Annotated in this window: 16 protein-coding genes; 8 read left to right on the top strand and 8 right to left on the bottom strand. The window is 55.8% G+C overall.

Going from position 1 to position 16,460, the window contains the following annotated elements:
• Nucleotides 1-52: 52 nt before the first annotated feature.
• Nucleotides 53-958 carry a LysR substrate-binding domain-containing protein gene (locus tag AC2FJV_RS00155; protein WP_496711997.1) on the bottom strand — a complete coding sequence of 302 codons (906 nt, stop codon included), beginning with the start codon at nucleotides 956-958 and terminating at the stop codon, nucleotides 53-55.
• Between the two features lie 149 nt (nucleotides 959-1,107).
• Between AC2FJV_RS00155 and AC2FJV_RS00150 the strand changes: the two genes are divergently transcribed.
• The 4 genes from AC2FJV_RS00150 (at nucleotide 1,108) to AC2FJV_RS00135 (ending at nucleotide 4,445) form a co-directional block, all read left to right on the top strand.
• The gene (locus AC2FJV_RS00150) at nucleotides 1,108-1,254 is read left to right on the top strand and encodes a hypothetical protein (protein WP_496711995.1); all 147 of its coding nucleotides are present in this window, start codon (nucleotides 1,108-1,110) and stop codon (nucleotides 1,252-1,254) included.
• A gap of 119 nt (nucleotides 1,255-1,373) precedes the next feature.
• Nucleotides 1,374-2,915: a trimethylamine methyltransferase family protein gene (locus tag AC2FJV_RS00145; RefSeq protein ID WP_496712373.1), complete on the top strand. Its 1,542-nt coding sequence runs from the start codon at nucleotides 1,374-1,376 to the stop codon at nucleotides 2,913-2,915.
• 67 nt (nucleotides 2,916-2,982) lie between these two features.
• Complete coding sequence (locus AC2FJV_RS00140; protein WP_142635880.1) at nucleotides 2,983-3,714, top strand: SDR family NAD(P)-dependent oxidoreductase; 732 nt, start codon at nucleotides 2,983-2,985, stop codon at nucleotides 3,712-3,714.
• Entirely contained in the window at nucleotides 3,711-4,445 is a 735-nt protein-coding gene (locus AC2FJV_RS00135; protein WP_496711990.1) for an SDR family NAD(P)-dependent oxidoreductase, read from the top strand. Before AC2FJV_RS00140 ends, AC2FJV_RS00135 begins: the two co-directional genes overlap by 4 nt.
• Here AC2FJV_RS00135 and AC2FJV_RS00130 read toward each other — a convergent pair whose 3' ends face one another.
• Genes AC2FJV_RS00130 through AC2FJV_RS00115 form a run of 4 tightly spaced genes read right to left on the bottom strand, consistent with a single transcriptional unit; the run spans nucleotide 4,446 to nucleotide 8,918 of the window.
• Nucleotides 4,446-5,786 carry an NAD(P)/FAD-dependent oxidoreductase gene (locus AC2FJV_RS00130; protein ID WP_496711988.1) on the bottom strand — a complete coding sequence of 447 codons (1,341 nt, stop codon included), beginning with the start codon at nucleotides 5,784-5,786 and terminating at the stop codon, nucleotides 4,446-4,448.
• Nucleotides 5,783-7,279, bottom strand: coding sequence for an aldehyde dehydrogenase (locus tag AC2FJV_RS00125; protein ID WP_282021559.1), 1,497 nt, complete (start codon nucleotides 7,277-7,279; stop codon nucleotides 5,783-5,785). The genes AC2FJV_RS00130 and AC2FJV_RS00125 overlap by 4 nt, the downstream gene beginning before the upstream one ends.
• A 3-nt stretch (nucleotides 7,280-7,282) precedes the next feature.
• On the bottom strand, nucleotides 7,283-8,200 hold the full coding sequence (locus AC2FJV_RS00120) for a dihydrodipicolinate synthase family protein (RefSeq protein ID WP_496711986.1): 918 nt from the start codon (nucleotides 8,198-8,200) through the stop codon (nucleotides 7,283-7,285).
• Between the two features lie 7 nt (nucleotides 8,201-8,207).
• Nucleotides 8,208-8,918, bottom strand: coding sequence for a GntR family transcriptional regulator (locus AC2FJV_RS00115; RefSeq protein WP_142635889.1), 711 nt, complete (start codon nucleotides 8,916-8,918; stop codon nucleotides 8,208-8,210).
• Nucleotides 8,919-9,072: 154 nt separating this feature from the next.
• On the opposite strand from AC2FJV_RS00115, the gene AC2FJV_RS00110 reads away from it, so the two are divergent.
• The 3 genes from AC2FJV_RS00110 to AC2FJV_RS00100 all read left to right on the top strand — a co-directional run bounded on the left by AC2FJV_RS00110 (nucleotide 9,073) and on the right by AC2FJV_RS00100 (nucleotide 12,121).
• Nucleotides 9,073-10,023: a GlxA family transcriptional regulator gene (locus AC2FJV_RS00110; RefSeq protein ID WP_496688702.1), complete on the top strand. Its 951-nt coding sequence runs from the start codon at nucleotides 9,073-9,075 to the stop codon at nucleotides 10,021-10,023.
• A gap of 409 nt (nucleotides 10,024-10,432) precedes the next feature.
• Nucleotides 10,433-10,939, top strand: coding sequence for a hypothetical protein (locus AC2FJV_RS00105; RefSeq protein WP_496711984.1), 507 nt, complete (start codon nucleotides 10,433-10,435; stop codon nucleotides 10,937-10,939).
• A 183-nt stretch (nucleotides 10,940-11,122) separates the two neighbouring features.
• On the top strand, nucleotides 11,123-12,121 hold the full coding sequence (locus tag AC2FJV_RS00100) for a formylglycine-generating enzyme family protein (RefSeq protein ID WP_496711982.1): 999 nt from the start codon (nucleotides 11,123-11,125) through the stop codon (nucleotides 12,119-12,121).
• A 29-nt stretch (nucleotides 12,122-12,150) separates the two neighbouring features.
• Here the strand turns inward: AC2FJV_RS00100 and AC2FJV_RS00095 are convergent, their stop codons facing one another.
• Entirely contained in the window at nucleotides 12,151-13,059 is a 909-nt protein-coding gene (locus AC2FJV_RS00095; protein ID WP_496693669.1) for a LysR family transcriptional regulator, read from the bottom strand.
• A gap of 143 nt (nucleotides 13,060-13,202) precedes the next feature.
• Here AC2FJV_RS00095 and AC2FJV_RS00090 point away from each other — a divergent pair, with 143 nt between their 5' ends.
• Entirely contained in the window at nucleotides 13,203-14,942 is a 1,740-nt protein-coding gene (locus AC2FJV_RS00090) for an arylsulfatase (RefSeq protein ID WP_496693670.1), read from the top strand.
• Between the two features lie 175 nt (nucleotides 14,943-15,117).
• Here the strand turns inward: AC2FJV_RS00090 and AC2FJV_RS00085 are convergent, their stop codons facing one another.
• Together AC2FJV_RS00085 and AC2FJV_RS00080 are read right to left on the bottom strand one after the other, a co-directional pair.
• Nucleotides 15,118-15,453 (bottom strand): hypothetical protein, encoded by a 336-nt coding sequence (locus tag AC2FJV_RS00085; protein ID WP_281995305.1) that lies wholly within the window; start codon nucleotides 15,451-15,453, stop codon nucleotides 15,118-15,120.
• Between the two features lie 224 nt (nucleotides 15,454-15,677).
• Complete coding sequence (locus AC2FJV_RS00080; protein WP_496711980.1) at nucleotides 15,678-16,400, bottom strand: hypothetical protein; 723 nt, start codon at nucleotides 16,398-16,400, stop codon at nucleotides 15,678-15,680.
• Nucleotides 16,401-16,460 lie beyond the last annotated feature (60 nt).

The following is a 16,460-nucleotide window of genomic DNA, read 5'->3' as shown; positions in this document are numbered from 1 at the left end:
ATACGCTGGCATCCACTCAATATCAGAAAACCTCATCACAGGGTGATTTCACCTAAACCGAACCGTCCTGAACCTCTTGAATGATCCAATCTTTCAGCGCCCGGGCACTTTCGGACAAGTCTTCATCCAAGCGGCCAACCAGATAAAACTGGTTTGGAGCGATCTGGAGGTGGGGCCCGATTGCCACCAGCTTTCCCGATTGCAGCATGGGTTGGATCAAGCGTTGCCATCCAAGAACCAGCCCGGCCCCCTTACGCGCCCGCTGGAGGGCTACCGAATAGCTGTTCACACGAGAATCGATCGGAATGGTTCCCGTGTACCCGAGTTGTTGAAACCATTCGGGCCAAGTGGTCCAGCTGCGGTCTTCAGAGTCCAGATGTATCAGTCGTTCAGCGGCGAGATCTTCAAGGCTTGCACCGGCCAACCGATCCGCCACCTCTGGGCAGGCGACGGGGACCAGACAATCCCGAAACAGAGGAGTGTGCGAAAGGTCACCGTTGCCGTCCCGGCCGTAGCGAATAAAGAAATCGATATCCGGCCGATCCCGAAATGGTCGATCCTGTGAAAGCTGGTCAACATTTACTTCAGGCATTTCGCGCCAGAACCGGATTACCGATGGCGACAACCAAAGAGCAGCCACTGCAGTGGTTGATCCTACGGTTACCTTTTCGACGGTGGCACGGTCGCGGATTGTTGCCAGTGTTTTTGAGATGCGGGTAAACGAAGAAGCCAGCGCGTCATACAGCGCTTTGCCGTCTTCCGTCAGTTCGACCCCTCGGTGTTTGCGCTGGAACAAGGCGGTGCCAAGATCACCTTCCAACGCTTTGATCTGATGACTGACCGCGCCCGGCGTTACCGACAGTTCTTCAGCCGCATTCTTAAAGCTTAGATGGCGCGCAGCGGCTTCGAAGGCCGACAGCGTGGTGAGTGGCGGCAGATTATAGTGGCGTCTGGACATGACAGGTGTAGCCGTTGGTGGTCTTCAGGTTAATTCTTCTCACTCAAATATTGGACTTTTTAAGATTGTGCGCCAGAAGAAATTTTCCAAAACGATGATGTTGAGTGCCGTGTTTCCGATACGTGCGGTAAAGATCAGGCAATGTTTCTGTGACGACCGGGTTTGGTGTCAGCCAGTTCATTGACGATTCTTATGCCATCACCGACATGGAGTGGATCATGGATATGGGCGGAGATGATCCCGCGCTAAGCATGGCAGAACTGATAGCAGGTCTGGTCGTCATCATGGGTCTGTAGATCATTTCGGCGGTTTCGGGTGCGGGTCGCTTCTTGCAAACATGTATCGCAATTAGTGAGGCTTGCTTTGACCAAATACCGCAATCTTTTGGGGAGGATTGGAGGATCGCCCTGTGAATATGCGTACCATGACCCGAACCGGTGGCCGTGCGGCCCGGCGCGCGCTGCGCTCTGCTCCGAATTTCGAGATGTTGCCCGGCCTGACCCGAGGCATCCCCCTATGCGAGGTGATGGACGGCAGCCAGATCGACAGGATCGACAGCGCCTCAATGGATATTCTCGAGAATGTCGGTGTTCAGTTTCGCGATGCAATCGCACTGGAGGATTGGAAAAAAGCTGGCGCAAAGGTCGAGGGCGAACTGGTCTATCTGGACCGGGGCCTGGTCCGAGAGCTGATCGCCACCATTCCCAGCACCTTCACTTATCATGCTCGCGATCCGAACAAGAACGTGCGACTGGGCGGACGGCACTCGATCTTTGTGCCGATGACCGGCGCGCCCTTTCTGCGCGATCTCGATGACGTGAGGCGCAATCCGACGCTCGATGATCTGGCAATGTTCCACAAACTAAGCCACATGCTGCCGGCGATGCATTCCTCGGCGCATCACATTGTCGAACCTTACGACCACCCGATCAGTCAGCGACATCTGCGGATTACCTATTCGTCGATGAAACATTCGGACAAGACGTTCATGGGTATGACCACCTCGCCCAGAAACGCCGAAGACGTCATTGAGATGTGTGCGATCCTGTTCGGGGAAGATTTCATTGAAGATCATCCGGTCACCACGGGCAACTGCAACGGAAACTCTCCGCTGGTCTGGGACGAAACGATGCTGGGCGCGATGCGGGCCTTTTCTCGCCGCAATCAGCCTGTGTTGTGCTCGCCCTTTGTTTTGGGCGGGGCCAATACGCCCGCATCGGTTCCCGCCACCGTGGCGCAATTGAACGCCGAAGCACTGAGCGCGCTGGCCTATACCCAAGTCATTCGCAAAGGTGCTCCGGCGATTTACGGGCACTACCTGTCGACGGTGTCGATGAAATCAGGTGCCCCGATGGCCGGCACGCCCGAGATCAGCCTGATGAACTTTATGATCGGGCAGATGGCCCGGTTCTACGACGTTCCATGGCGCACCTCGAACACGCTGGGTGGGGCCAAGACATTTGATGCGCAGGCCGGGTACGAATCCGCCACGACGCTGCAGGCGGTTCTTCATTCCGGTGCGAACTATATTTGGCATTCGGCTGGCTGGAATGAGGCTGGGATGCATTGTTCCACCGCCAAGTTCATTGTCGATGCTGAACAATGTGCGATGGCTTATCGCATGGCAGAAGGCCCGCAATGGGATGATTTCGACCAAGCTCTTGCCGCCATTCCAGAGGTCGGTCCAGGCGGGCACTATCTGGGTCATCCGCACACGCAGGACAATTTTCAAACGGCGTTTTTCATGCCCGAGATGTTCGACAATAACTCGATTGAGCAATGGGTGGCAGAAGGCGGGTTTGAGATCACTGAGCGCGTGTTGAAGCACGCGCGCAAGCTGCTGGCCGAATACCAGGAACCGACACTGGACGTGGCCAAAAACGAGGCCCTGCTGGACTATATTGCCCGGCGAGAACGGGAAATTCCCGCCGCTGACGAGCTGAACCAAACCTATTAAAGATTTCGCCTTGGACCTATCCCGACTGCATTGTCGGGTGGGTTTCTATTTAGCACTCGGAGGGAAAATGGAGCTGACGGGCAAAACAGCGCTCATCACAGGGGCTGCGGGCGGCATCGGATCTGCTATTGCACAGCGGATGCGGCAGGCAGGGGCACGAGTTGCGGTTGCGGACGTTTCGGTTGAGGGTATCGAAGCCGACGCCCATTTGCCCGGCGATTTGCGCGAGAGCGCTTATGCAGATGCATTGCCGCAACATGCGGCGGATGCGCTGGGCGGGCTGAATATCGTTGTCAACAATGCGGGGGTAATCACCCGCGGAGCGGTGACCGAGACCTCGGATACCGACTGGGCATTGTCGCTGGGCGTGAATGTCGAGGCGCCCTTTCGCATCTGTCGCGCCGCAATCCCGATCATGGCGGCGCGTGGTGGTGGCGCCATCGTGAACACCGCGTCATGCTGGGGCCTGCGCCCTGGGCCGAACCACGCGGTCTATTGCATGACCAAGGCAGCCATTGCGTCGTTGACACAATGCATGGGTATGGACCACGCGCATCAGGGCATCCGCATTAACGCCGTATGCCCGAATGAAGTAAACACGCCGATGCTGCGGTCGGGGTTTGAAAAACGCGGCTTTGATCCGGATACTGCCGTGGCCGAGCTGGGCCGGACGGTGCCCTTGGGGCGTATCGCCGAGCCCGAGGATATTGCTGATGTGGTGATGTTTCTTGCCTCGGACGCCGCGCGCTATGTGTGCGGGGCATTGCTGGAAGTGAACGGAGGAAAACCGGTTTCATGACGCGATTTACCGGCAAAACCGCGCTGGTCACGGGCGGGCGCAGCGGTATCGGACGCGCCATCGCGGAACGTTTGCAACACGAAGGTGCACGGGTCTTTACCGCGCAACGTGGGAGCGATCCGGAATTCGAAGGGTTCGAGGCCGATTTCAGAGATCCCCTCAGCCCGCAAACGGTGGTCAATCAGGTCGTTGATCAGGCCGGGCGATTGGACATTCTGGTCAATAATGCAGGCATGATGCAGGAAGCCGGCGTCGAGCAGATGAGCATTGCGGACTGGCAGCGCACGCTGACAGTCAACCTCACGGCCCCGTTCCTGCTGATCAAGGCGGCGCTGCCCCATTTACGACGGGCCGGCGGGGCGATTGTCAATATCGGCTCGATTGAGGGGCTGGGCAGCAATCCCGGCCATGCCGCCTATTGCGCATCCAAAGCCGGGTTGCATGGTCTGACACGAGCGGTGGCCGTGGATCATGGGGCAGAGGGCATTCGTTGCAACGCCGTGGCCCCTGGCTGGATCGACACCGAGTTGAACGTGGATTTCATCGCCTCAATGCCGGACCCGGAGACATTTCACGAGGATATCAAGCGCATACACCCCGTTGCCCGAACCGGAAGCCCACAAGAGGTTGCGGCGCTCGTCGCCTTCCTGGCGTCGGGTGATGCCAGCTTTATCACCGGGCAGGTCTACACAGTAGACGGAGGCCGCATGGCCAAGCTGAGCCTGCCCTGATCACTCGTCCCGCGCGCGCCATTCTTTCCAGCGCAGCACCGCATTGGCACCGATCTCGCGGAATGGCTTTGGGGGTAGGCGTTTGGGTTGACCCTGGGCGTCGAAATACCGGGTGATATTCGAGCTGTGGCCGCAGGCGCGTTCTGCCGCCGCGATACCGGTCAGGGTGCCGCGCGCCGTGCCCAGCCCGTTCTGGACACAGCCAGAAATTACGCCCTGTTCGACCTCTCGTGCGACGGCGACGCCGTTCAGGCTGAGGCAGAGATGACCGGCCCAGCGATATTGCATGTCCAGCCCCGCCAACTGCGGAAATCGCTGGTCGAATTTGCGCTGCATCACCCGCGAGGCGCGCGCCAGATCACCAGCAGTCGAGGTCATGCCCGGGCGCAAGGCCGCGCAGGTACGAGTTATGATCCGATTGCCGCCCTGTGCCGTATCAATGCGCCGCAACGTTGTACCCAACGGATCAGATGGTGTGACACTCCAGCGGGGTTGCCCCCCCAGCCGCGACAGTACTTCGGCGTCCAGCTCCGGGGTCATTGCCGCAAACAGGAACAGCTGCATCAGGCGGTCACGCTCGATCCCAAAGCTTTCCAGATGCCCGTTCACCGTGAGGATGACTGTACCAGTGCTGACGGTACCGCGCGCGGTTTTTACCAGCCACGCACCGCCTTGCTTCTCAAACCCGGTCACGCCAGAGCTCTCGTACAATGCAATGCCATCCTTGATCAGTCCCGCAGCCAGACCACGAATATAGCCTGCTGGTTGCAACATAACCGTGCCGGGCGTGTATAGCCCCGACCGATAGTGGCGCGACCCTGTCAGGGCGTGCATCTGCTGTTGGTCGAGCATTTCACTGGTCTCACCCAAAGTGCTGAGATGATGCGCATAGCTGATATTATGTGCATGTCCCGCCGCGCTCACCGCTCCGTTAACCTTGCCAGCCGGATCAAAGAAATTCGGGTCGATCTGATATTGCTCGACCGCCGATCGGGCAAAATCAATTGCAAGTCGGTTTAGTGTGATCATGGTGCGATCATCCCCCGGCCCGGAATAATTGTCCGAGGCCAGGTCATGTGGCAGATCGATCATAAAACCCGTATTGCGCCCAGCAGCCCCTTCGGCCACGCGGCCAGCCTCAAGCACGATGATCTTTGCGTCGCTTTGCAGCTGCCTCAAACGCTGTGCCGCTGACAGGCCTGCGAAACCGGCACCAACAATCACGACATCCGCCGTCAGATCACCATCCAGTTCTTGGGCTGGGGGTGGATCGCCTAATATGACGCTCCAGGCCGCAGGTCCGCGATGGACTGGCAGGGTTCGGGCGGCATAGCTGCTCAATCCACGGCCTCATCCGCATCGTCGGACAGGTCGACCCAGATGGTTTTTAGCTGGGTATACTGGTCATGCGCATGGATCGAGTTGTCGCGCCCACCAAAGCCAGACTGTTTATAACCGCCAAAGGGCGTGGTGATATCGCCCTCTCCAAAACTGTTTACAGTCACCGTTCCCGCCCGGATCATCCGCGCCCCGCGAATGGCGCGTTTCGCATTGGCTGTGAAGATCGACGCACACAAACCATACTCGGTATCGTTGGCGATCTTGATGGCCTCATCAAAGCTGGAAACCGTGATCACCGAAAGAATGGGACCAAAGATCTCGTCACGTGCCAGGATGGCGTCATTGCCAGGGAGTTCGACTACGGTGGCCTCGACAAAGCCATTGTCCGCTTTGCCTCCGATCACTACGTTTTCGGCCTGATCCAGATATCCGCAGACCTTATCGAAATGAGCTTCGCTGACCATTGCGCCCAATCGTGTTTCCGGGTTCAGAGGCTCGCCGATATTCCATTGCTTTACATGATGGGCGATGCGGTCGAGCAACTCGGCCTTTATGTCCTTGTGGACAATCAGGCGGGACGTGGCCGAGCAGTTCTCACCCATATTCCAGAACGCACCGTTGACGATATGTGCCGCCACGCGGTCCAGATTTTCTGCATCTTCCATCACAATGGCCGGATTCTTGCCGCCCATTTCAAGCACCACCTCTTTGGCGTTGCTTTCCGCCGAATAGCTCAGGAACCGTTTGCCAGTCACGGTTGAGCCGGTGAAGGACACCATATCTATATCCATGTGCCGTCCAATAGGTTCGCCCACCTCGGCACCTGCGCCGGGGACGATGTTCAGGACGCCGCGTGGCAGACCGGCCTCCATCGCCAGTTCGGCCAGCCGCAATGCCGTCAGTGAAGTTTCCTCGGCCGGTTTCACCACCACCGAGCAGCCCGCAGCCAGAGCGGGCCCGATTTTCCATGCCAGCATCAGCAATGGGAAATTCCAGGGCAGGACTAACCCGACAACGCCAATCGGCTCGCGCACGACCAAAGCGATGTGGTCGTCACTGGCGGGCGAGACCTGATCATAGATCTTGTCGATCGCCTCAGCGTGCCATTTCAGGCAATGAATGGTCTCGGGCAGGTCGACGGTCTCGCAGTCAAAGATGGTCTTGCCACTGTCGATACTTTCCATCACCGCCAGTTCACGTGCATTGCGTGTGATTAGTTTGGTCAACCGGATCAGCACATTTTTGCGCTCGGATGGGTGCAGCCTCGACCAGCGGCCATCTTCGAACGCTTCGCGCGCCTTCTCGACGGCAAAATCCACGTCCGCTACACCACAGGCGGCAATGTTGGCCAATTTCTTGTTGGTCGCCGGGTTAACCGTTGTGAAGGACTGCCCTGAAATCGCCGGGCGGTACGCGCCATCAATAAAGGCGCCGGTTGGCAAGGTCAGACCCGCGGCGATGGAGTCGTATTCGTCCTGCGTCAGCAATGTCATACCTTACCCCTCTGCCATGATGTCAGCGATTTTCTGTTTCAGCACGCGCGTCACTTGCTCTAGCGCGCGTTTGTCATCTTTGTTCAAAGATTTCAGCGGCGGTCGAACGGTGCCCGCGTCAATCCCATTCATTGTGACACCATGCTTGATGGTCTGGATGAATTTTCCACCCTGTTCCAATACCCGCATCAAGGGCATCAGCGCCGACATGATCCGGCGGCCCTTGGCATAATTGCCCTCGATTACACAGGCCTGGTATAGCGCCACATGCTCGGCAGGCAGAAAGTTCGAGCCGCCACAGACCCAGAACGGCGCGCCCCAGGCAAAGAACTCCAGCGCCTGATCGTCCATACCGCATCCCAGTTGGATATGCGGATAGTCCCGCGCCAGAAGATGAACCCGGTTGATATCGCCCGAACTTTCCTTGATGCCGCAGAAATTCCTGCTGCGTCCGACGCGGTCCAGGAATTCCTCGCCCATCATCGTGCCTGTGCGGTGAGGATAATTGTACAGCATTACCGGCAGGTCGGCGGCCTTGTCGATGGCCAGCGCATTCAGCGCATTTTCGCGGTCGGTGGGCACCGAATAGGGCGGGCTGGCCAACAGGATCGCATCTGCCCCGATTTCCTTTGCACCCGACGCCAGCGCAACCGAGTCCGACGTCAACATCGCGCCCGTGCCAACAACCAGAGGCAAACGGCCTTTCAGACGCACATGGGTGAACCGCGCCAATTCCAGCCGTTCCTCCACGGTCTGCGCATAATTCTCACCGGTCGACCCGCCCGAGATCAGACCATGCACGCCATTCTTGATCAGAAGCTCGATCACCTGCGCCAGCGCGTCCCAGTTGACGCTGTCATCGGCCTGATAGGGCGTGACCACCGGGGTATAGACCCCCTCAAATTGGAAAATTGGATTCATTCCGTCCTCATGCAGGTTTCGAAAGCGGTGGGAGGCCCATTGGGACATCCAGCGCATCGGGCATCACGAACAGTTCGATCTGATCGCGTGACAGGTTCCAGTGATCTTCGGCCAGCTGCGCAGCAGCCGTTTCATCGCGTGTCTCTATGGCGTCGATGATGGCGTCGTGTTGCTGGCTTGCCTCGGACAGGTTTTCGACCATCCTGCCCGACTGTGGCCGGTAGAAGGTCATGCCGATACGGGCATGGTCAATCAGCAAACGGTTGAAAGAGGGCAATAGATAGACATTGCCCGACATTTCGCCGGTCACTTCGTGAAAGCGGTTATTGGCCAGGGCGCGCTCTTCGGCTGCCCCATCCCGCAGCGCGGCCTTGAATGCCTGCTGTGCGGTTTTCAGGGCTTCAATCTGCACAGGCTTTGCATTCGCCGCTGCCAGTCGCAGGATTGCACCATAGATCATCGGAGCGGCCAGAAAGAAATCGCGCAAGGTGGTATACGACATTTCGGACACGCGCGCGCTGCGGTTTGTTCGCAGGTCCAGATATCCTTCTCCGGCGAGTTGTCGGAAGACTTCGCGTAAAGGCGTTCTCGACAGGCCAAACGCATCGGACAGATGCACCTCGTCCAGATCGGTGCCAGGTTGCAGGCGCAAAGTCAGGATCGAGACCTTCAAGTGCTCGGCCAGCTGCGTTTTGCGGGTTTTTGCGACGTCCTTCATCCGGATCCTCCAGCCCAGTCAGCAAGAATCGATTGGGTTCGATTGCCTCCTTTTTGTATCCGAATAAAATACATATTGTATACATAGAAATTTCGTGCAGCATAATCCAACGACAAAGACTCAGCCAATCCGGCCGAACAAAGTGGAAAACCCTATGACTCAGATGCGGCACATCACCATTGTTCTGATCGAGGAGTTCTCGCATCTCGCCTTTTCCTGTGCCGTCGAACCACTGCGGATCGCCAATCTGGTCAGTGAGAAAACGCTATATGATTGGACGCTGATATCGGAGGACGCAGATCGTGCAGTGTGTTCCAATAAGGTGGTGACACTTGTGCATGGCGGGTTGGGCGATATTCCAAAGACTGATCAGCTGTTTGTCTTGTCGGGCATCCACATGCGCAACCATGTCTCACGTGACCTTCTGGCGACGTTGCGACGCGAACGTGCGCGGGGCACGCCGATCGGGGCATTGTGTTCTGGTGCTTGGCTTCTAGCAGAGGCCGGATTTCTGGATGGCTCTCAGGCTGCGATCCACTGGGAATATCACGATGCGTTTATGGAAGCGTTCCCAGAGGTGAACCTTGTGCGCAGTGTCTTCGTGGCAGACGCGAAACACATCACAGCATCGGGTGGGACGGCAACTGCCGATCTTATGCTGCATCTGATCGGACGCGACCACGGCGAGGAGCTGGCGATCGCGGTTGCAGACCAGATGGTGTATAATGCTGCCCGCAACGCAACGGCCAAACAAAGGGTATCATTGCAATCGCGCAACGGGATGCGTAACGCACATCTGGCTCGGGCTATCCATACCATGCGCGAATGCCTTGAAGCACCGGTTTCTCCGTCAAAGATCGCGGATGATCTTGGCATATCCACGCGCCAGTTAGAGCGGTTATTTGGTAAGTATCTCAACACTTCGCCCAAAAAATACTTTATGGAATTGCGCCTGGAACGCGCGCAAAAGCTTTTGCTTCAGACCGAAGCATCCGTCACCGAGGTCGCCTTGGCTTGTGGCTTTGAAAATCCCGGTCATTTCTCGCGGGTTTATCGATCCAGTTTTGGTGTCACACCGCATTCGCAAAAAAGCAAAATCGACTGACGGAAGGCGGCGGGGGGAGCTGCTCTGCCCTAGGGCGAGCCCGGCCCGGCAGGCGCTCACCCCCTAGTCCCGCTTGTACCCCCTCGTTAAATTCAAACTCGTAAACTGATCAGCAGGATTGACTGTTTGTATTTGGTAAAAAGGGCACAAATTCTGCAAGATCGTGTCAGATGTAAGGGAGTTTAGGGCGACATAAAGGCCCAGATTTCAGCAAAAAATGCGGCCCAAATCCCACACAATTAATAACTCAATTAGCCAAGTTTGTCCTTGAGTTTGCGTTACATATGAAAAATGACTTTTAAGTTTAGCCAAAATACCGGGTATACTTACAAACTATGGCAGAGATTCACATCGGGATGCATTTTCGAACCCCCATGTTCCCTTCAGCAACCAAAGCCGGAGGCCATGCATGAATTTCGAAACTTACCAGCCGGTCGTGACACCTGTCCCGCCAGTCATACCCGTAGACGTGCGCGAGGATCAGATTATTCAGGCCTCACAGGCGGCCAGTGCAGCATTTGAAAAGATATCCGCCACGGCATTATTTGAGGTGGATACAGTCACTGATACTCAGAAGCGCATACTTGCGATCTTTCGCTGGTATTTTCTAGCGGCCTTTTGCACGCGCATGTTGTCTGGGGCAACGCATCGGCTGGATCATTTGACGATGCAAGTAGGCATGGATGTATACAGTGCGGTTGGTATGATTTTGTCCCGCGATGAGATCGAGTATTCGAGAAACCTGATTGAAAAAATGCCGGATTCTGCGGCTGATGCACGGATGAAGGCGATCGGTGCGCGGGGGCACAAGGCAGGTTGGATCGCGGCCAATCAATATAAACAGGGCAGAGGCATGCCCTTAGAGATCAAGGTCGCTCTGTCGGGTGCTTTGGCGGCTGTGGATCGTTTGAATTGAACAGCGGTCCCAATTTGACATGAATTTACAAGTGTAGGTGAATTTGCCTCGCAGCAGGCAGGCGCGCTCCTTTCGTTGAAGCTCAGGTCGAAGGGTGGAAATGCTGCCCATTCACAGTAGGGGATTGAAAACCGTACCAAATCACTACATTCACCCCTGATAGATCCAACAGGTTAATTCTACATGCCCCTTTCAAAAAGATTGCTAGCCTATGGCTCGGTTCCCGTGGTTGCGATTGTATGCTTTGCCGTTTGGTATACCAGTATCGGTTCCAAACCAGGTCCTGAGTTTGTCCGGCTGGATGGTGGAGAATTCCTGATGGGTTCGCAAAACTTTCAAGCGGAAGAGACTCCGGTCCATCCAGTGAATGTCAGGTCCTTTGACATTACGCGGACAGAAATTACAAACGACCAATTTGCGAAATTTGTCGAAGAAACCGGGTATCAGACAACGGCAGAGCGTGGCTTGTCGGCGGAGGATTTCCCGGGTCTGCCTGCAGATTTGCTTGAGCCTGGGTCGATGGTCTTCGCCCAGCCTAAGGAAGCGGTGTCGCTGAATAATCCCAACGCATGGTGGCGCTATGTCAAAGGTGCATGCTGGCAACACCCGGCAGGACCGGGCAGTTCGATTGCGGAACTGGGCGACCATCCGGTGGTGCATGTGTCACCCGAGGATGCCGCAGAATTTGCAGAGTGGATCGGAGGTCGTCTGCCGACCGAGGCCGAATGGGAATTTGCAGCTCGCGGCGGGATCGAAGGCGCCGACTACACCTGGGGTGACAGCTATGATCCCAGCAATGGGTGGAAGGCAAACACCTGGCAAGGACAGTTCCCAAGCGAAAACCTGGCTGACGATGGCCATGTCGGAACCGCACCCGTAGCTTCATATGTGGCCAATGGCTACGGCCTGTATGACATGGCGGGCAATGTCTGGGAGCACGTGGCCGACTGGTGGGTGCCGGGGCACATTCCTGGCGACCAAATTGATCCTACCGGCCCGGAAAAGGCCTTTGCCGCCCAGTTCGGTAGCGCATCGATGGGTGCAATGCGGTTGGTCAAAGGGGGCTCATGGCTTTGCGCGCCGAATTTCTGTCTGCGTTACCGACCTGCAGCGCGGCAGCCGGTTGAGATGTCGTTGGGCAGCAATCATGTCGGATTTCGCGTTGTCCGCGATGTAGACTAACCGCCGGGCATTCCGGTCATGCGGCGGGCTTATTCCGCCCCGTACCGGTGGCACAATCGATTCCAGAACATATCAAGCGCGGCAAATTTAACGCCCTTGCGACGGGCAGCGCATATGTTCCAGGTCAGAGGTTGCGTGGTTCGTATCTCTTTCAACATCCCCAATTTCAGGTGCTGATCAAAATCTTCCTTCATTCCTCCGGCAATCAGGTCTGCTCTGCAGGCCATATCGGCAACTAAAGAGAAATCGTCACTTTCGATCTGGGGCAATCGGTCAACAATATGCCAGGCTTTCTCGTCATTCCCCAGAGTGGCGGCAATGGCAGAGCGCCAGTGGCGATGCATATGCGCGGTTATAAACGGATGCCGAAACACCTCAGCGATTGAGACCGGAGTTGCCTGATGAATGGGATGGTCGGGGCGAGCGCAGAAGAAAACGGGTTCCTTTCGAACGACCTGAATGTCCAGATCGCTTAGGTTGGGCGTGTGCGTCAGATCGCAAACCGCCACGTCCAGGCGCCCTATCCGCAATGCTTCGAGGGGTTCCATGGTGGCCCGCACATCAACGCGGACGCGAAGATCTGGCCAGTTATCAAGCAGCTCTGCCAGAAGCGGCGTGATGATCGTCCGGGTCGTCAGGGGGCCGCAGCCGATATTCAGCACCTCCGGGCCGACCGAACGCAGCCGTTTGACTCCTGCTTCAAACTGGCTGGTCGCATTGTGCAGCGCGTCCAGAAGTTGCAGAAAGCGTTTCCCCGCCGGTCTGATGGTTGCGCCGCGGCCTGTCCGTTCGAATAGCGCCTGACCGGCATAAGTTTCTGCCTGGCCGATATAGCGTGAGAAACTTGCCGGAGAGGTTCCGATTGCATCCGCTGCCACGCGAAAGTTGCCGTGTCTGGCCAATGAGCGCACCGCATCTATGGCTTTGGAATCAATCATTTGCACCCTCGTTCCAATATTCAGAACGCTCATACCAAATGATGGAATGACCGTCTCTTTCTGTAGCCGGAAATGTCGTTTCCTGCGACATTATTGTCGACCGTGGCACGACGCCCCGGACTTCCCACATAACGGAGGATTCAATGGTTCCTTTAAGGAATATATTAGCTGTGCTTGGCGCTTCGGCGTTATCAACGACTGCAGCACTTGCCGATTCTGAGGATACACGCCCAAACGTTCTTATTCTAATCGCAGATGACATGGGGTTTTCCGATGTTGGCGCATTTGGCAGTGAAATCGAAACGCCCTCGATCGACCAACTGGCAGATGACGGTATGCTGTTCACCAATTTCCACGTCGGAGCGTCTTGCTCGCCCACTCGGACTATGCTGATCAGCGGTGTCGACAACCATCTCGCAGGCCTCGGCAATATGTTAGAGATTCAGGCCGATAACCAATTCGGCAAGCCTGGCTATGAAGGTCATTTGAACGACAAGGTTGTTGCGTTGCCGCGTCTGTTGCGCGACGCAGGATACCACACCTATATGACCGGCAAATGGCACCTAGGTCATGAGCCTGGCACGATCGCTTATGACCGCGGATTTGAGAAATCCTTTATGCTGGGCGAAAGCGGTGCGGATAACTGGGTCGAGCAGCCCTATGCCCCGTTCTATACGCGGGTGCACTATTACGAGGACGACAAGCTTGTCAGCCTGCCAACGGACGACTACTTCTCGTCGGATTTTTATACCCAAACGATGATCGATTACATCGACAGCAACCTGGATGACGGTAAACCATTTTTGGCCTGGGTCGGGTATCAGGCCGTCCATTACCCTCATCAGGCGCCAAAAGAATTCATCGACAAATATGACGGCGTTTATGACGAAGGGTTCGAGGCCCTGCGGGTTTCGCGTCTGGAAAAGCAGAAGGAACTTGGGCTGATCTCTCCGAATGTGGAATTGGACCCGGAGTTTGCGAAAACCTCTTATGAACCGTGGCAGATGCCGGATTGGGAAAAGCTTAACGACGAAGAAAAAGCATTTAACGCGCGACGGATGCAGACCTATGCCGGAATGCTGGACAATATGGATGTCAATATCGGCAGGATCCTGAGCTATCTGGATGAAAAAGGTATTGCGGACAACACCATCGTCATTTTCCTTGCGGATAACGGCCCGGATCCGAACCAGTTGCCGCTGTCTGAAGCCTATCGTGATTGGTACAAAGCCCATTACGACAAGGTCTATATCGAGGATTTTGACGGCGATTATTCGGATATGGGGCAGCAGGGTGTCTATGCTGATTACGGCCCTGGCTGGGCGGCAGCCGCAGCGGTTCCGGGCAGCTACTTTAAGACATTCTCGACCGAGGGTGGTTTGCGTGTCCCTTTGATCGTGAAATTCCCGGGTGTTGTCGAGCCCGGATCGCAAGTCGATAAATTTGCCTTTGTTCGCGATATCGTTCCAACACTTCTTGAAGTTGCCGGCGTAGACGTTCCCGGACCGGTCTATGACGGTCGCGAAATCTATACGCCAGACGGTATCAGTATGATGCCGGTCCTGAAGGGTGAGACGGAAACCGTGCGCGACGATAACAACCCGGTCGGATATGAGCTTGCAGGGTCCTCGGCAGTATTCCAGGGCAAATATAAACTGATGCAGAATCTGGCCCCTAAAGGCACAGGCGAATGGGAACTGTTTGATATCGAAGCTGATCCGTCGGAATTACACAATCTGGCGGACCAGATGCCCGAGCGTGTCGCAGCGATGCAGGCCTATTTTGAGGACTATGCAAAAAGGGTAAATCTTGTGCCTGTTCCAGAAGGCTATAACCCTCTGGAGCAGACGGTCGTCAACGCCAAGCGCAGTGGCGCGCATTAACTGAAATGTCATCGCGCCGTTTCGGGACGGAAACGGCGCGATGCGTATATTTGAAAAAGGGACTGTGCTGGTTGGTCCGCCGATAGATATGTGGCGCTACTGCGGGTGCAGCCACTGTTTGCCGCAAGCACACGCCCATGGAACAGGCCGGTGCATTGTTAGGAGGAGATGCGGGTTATTGCCCTGTGATTTCCGTGCAAGTTCCTTTGCCCCAACCGGTTCTACTACCAGAGGCAGAGAAATCGAACGTGCCTTTCTGGGGGTGGACGTTATAACTCAGCGTGTGATCCTCGCCGATATACAGGTAGGTCAAGGTATCGAGCCCCGGGAAAACATCGACCTCTTTGTCGATGTCACCGATCTTGATACGACCTTTATTTTGATCTTCATATTTGATCAGTTTCGCAGCCATTTCGGGATGCTGTTCGTCTGGCGACTGACATTCAAACACCCGCTCTTCTGCAAGCGCCGTGAAGGGCATAGATATAAGAAGAATGGCCAACTTTTTCATTTGATCTCACCTAGAGCAGATTCGTTTCGAACGCCGCAGCTAGGTGTGATTTCTGTCATAAATTTGCTGAAATTCTGGCCAGACTGTGCCTTGGGCACAACCAAAGAAAATATAGGTGTTGGACCGTCTGCAAAATCAAGATTCTAGCGTCTCGGCAAGAAGCCTGTGGCAAAGATCGCATCCCAGAACAGAATGCAGGTCGGCTCAACTGAGCATTGCATTCACTACCAATCAAATCTCTCATAAGTATCTGTTTCAATACAAGTAATATTTGCATCTCCGAGGGTTGAGATCGGCTCGTCCAGAACATCCACCTCTGGGGCATTGTCGGTCGAATGGATAGCATCCCAAGGCAGGGTTCCAGGAGTACTCGAGTGCAGCGCTTCGTAAGCCAGTTCTTCGTCCAAAGAAATCCCTGGGCTGACAGGGTCGTCACCGACGGTCAGGGCAAATGGGTTTTCCGAAGTGATGAGAGTGCCGGCGCTGTCTATGTCTGACACAACGATCTGACCATGAATTACGCCCTCGAAACCTACTGGCGGGGAAAGCTCCAGGTGGTTCAGGTTACAACCCGACAAATCCACCGGATCACCATTGGTGATCACCGAATGCTCACCACTGATTATCAGGGTATTTGCCGGTAACCCCTCCAGTGTAACACTCGCCTGATCAGACGCATGCGACACCTGGATGCCAACTTGGATCGCGTCGTCCTTGGGAACCGACAAACCGGGATCGGCCTGCATCACCTCACGGCCATGGGTATCCGGACCGTCCCATTCCAGCTTCAGCCCCACATGGCCGTGGTTCTCGACATATCGGACTTCGATGCCATAAGTCCCAGGCTCAAGTTTGACCTCTTCTGAATACGTGCGAAACCCATGTGGCTTATCTCCTGTGTTGGAGACATCATCTCCGTTTAAGTGCAGCGGAGGCGCAGCGGACACAGTTTCATGCGCAGCACAGCAAAAGGTGCTAGCCGCGTAAGACCTTGATACATTGTAGGG

It is taken from the genome of Ruegeria sp. CDSA241 (genome assembly GCF_059611265.1).
Note: the sequence above shows the minus strand (reverse complement) of the source record. Positions and strands in the feature narration are given on the sequence as shown.

Excerpts from the sequence above, each read along its gene's own strand:
- AC2FJV_RS00100 (WP_496711982.1), top strand. The coding sequence starts at position 11,123 with ATGCCCCTTTCAAAAAGATTGCTAGCCTATGGCTCGGTTCCCGTGGTT.
- AC2FJV_RS00090 (WP_496693670.1), top strand. The coding sequence starts at position 13,203 with ATGGTTCCTTTAAGGAATATATTAGCTGTGCTTGGCGCTTCGGCGTTA.
- AC2FJV_RS00145 (WP_496712373.1), top strand. The coding sequence starts at position 1,374 with ATGCGTACCATGACCCGAACCGGTGGCCGTGCGGCCCGGCGCGCGCTG.
- AC2FJV_RS00125 (WP_282021559.1), bottom strand. The coding sequence starts at position 7,279 with ATGACATTGCTGACGCAGGACGAATACGACTCCATCGCCGCGGGTCTG.
- AC2FJV_RS00155 (WP_496711997.1), bottom strand. The coding sequence starts at position 958 with ATGTCCAGACGCCACTATAATCTGCCGCCACTCACCACGCTGTCGGCC.
- AC2FJV_RS00105 (WP_496711984.1), top strand. The coding sequence starts at position 10,433 with ATGAATTTCGAAACTTACCAGCCGGTCGTGACACCTGTCCCGCCAGTC.
- AC2FJV_RS00115 (WP_142635889.1), bottom strand. The coding sequence starts at position 8,918 with ATGAAGGACGTCGCAAAAACCCGCAAAACGCAGCTGGCCGAGCACTTG.
- AC2FJV_RS00085 (WP_281995305.1), bottom strand. The coding sequence starts at position 15,453 with ATGAAAAAGTTGGCCATTCTTCTTATATCTATGCCCTTCACGGCGCTT.
- AC2FJV_RS00135 (WP_496711990.1), top strand. The coding sequence starts at position 3,711 with ATGACGCGATTTACCGGCAAAACCGCGCTGGTCACGGGCGGGCGCAGC.
- AC2FJV_RS00140 (WP_142635880.1), top strand. The coding sequence starts at position 2,983 with ATGGAGCTGACGGGCAAAACAGCGCTCATCACAGGGGCTGCGGGCGGC.
- AC2FJV_RS00120 (WP_496711986.1), bottom strand. The coding sequence starts at position 8,200 with ATGAATCCAATTTTCCAATTTGAGGGGGTCTATACCCCGGTGGTCACG.
- AC2FJV_RS00110 (WP_496688702.1), top strand. The coding sequence starts at position 9,073 with ATGACTCAGATGCGGCACATCACCATTGTTCTGATCGAGGAGTTCTCG.
- AC2FJV_RS00095 (WP_496693669.1), bottom strand. The coding sequence starts at position 13,059 with ATGATTGATTCCAAAGCCATAGATGCGGTGCGCTCATTGGCCAGACAC.